The following is a 613-nucleotide window of genomic DNA, read 5'->3' as shown; positions in this document are numbered from 1 at the left end:
TTCATATGAAATGTTTTTAGTAAGCCGCGTTATTCTTGGTTTTGGCGAAGGGATGATGATTCCTGTATCAGGTAAATTCATTTCTAGCTGGTTTAACAAACGCGAATTAGGACGTGCACAGGCATCATGGCTTACTGGAAACTATTTAGGACCGGCGATTGGAGCCATTGTATTGGTGCTTGTTATTTCCTATCTCCACTGGCAAGCTGCTTTCTTTATGCTTGCGGCCTTCAACTTATTTATTAATATCCCAATGTTTATATTTATGACAAGAAATACACCAGAAGAGCACCCGCGAATTAGTAAAGAAGAACTGGCTTTCATCCGTCAATCCGATGATGAAGAAAAGGAAGGAGACTCCTCTTTGAATAAGAGTTTCACTCAGGATTATCGTTTCTGGATTGTCTGGTTTGGCATGCTTGTATGTTCTTTTCTTTTCTTCGGAATTAGTATTTGGCTCCCTACCTATCTTATCGAAGCTAAAGGATTCGAAAAAGAAGGGATGTCAAGCATTACTTCCCTCTCCTGGTTATTTGCTTTAGGATTTGTCCTAGCCTGCGGTTTTCTGGCCGACAAGACAAGGCGTCCAAGTTTAATGGCCTCGATTTTATTT

1 protein-coding gene is annotated in these 613 nt (G+C 40.5%); it reads left to right on the top strand.

Annotation, left to right across the window (positions count from 1 at the left end):
- Window positions 1–613 (top strand): MFS transporter (locus AC1DUW_RS31840; protein WP_477644580.1); only part of this gene is annotated, 613 nt, incomplete at both ends.

It is taken from the genome of Peribacillus sp. P4_C12, assembly GCF_056402095.1.
The sequence above is the reverse complement of the archived record's forward strand: the minus strand, read 5'-3'. Positions and strand labels throughout refer to the sequence as shown.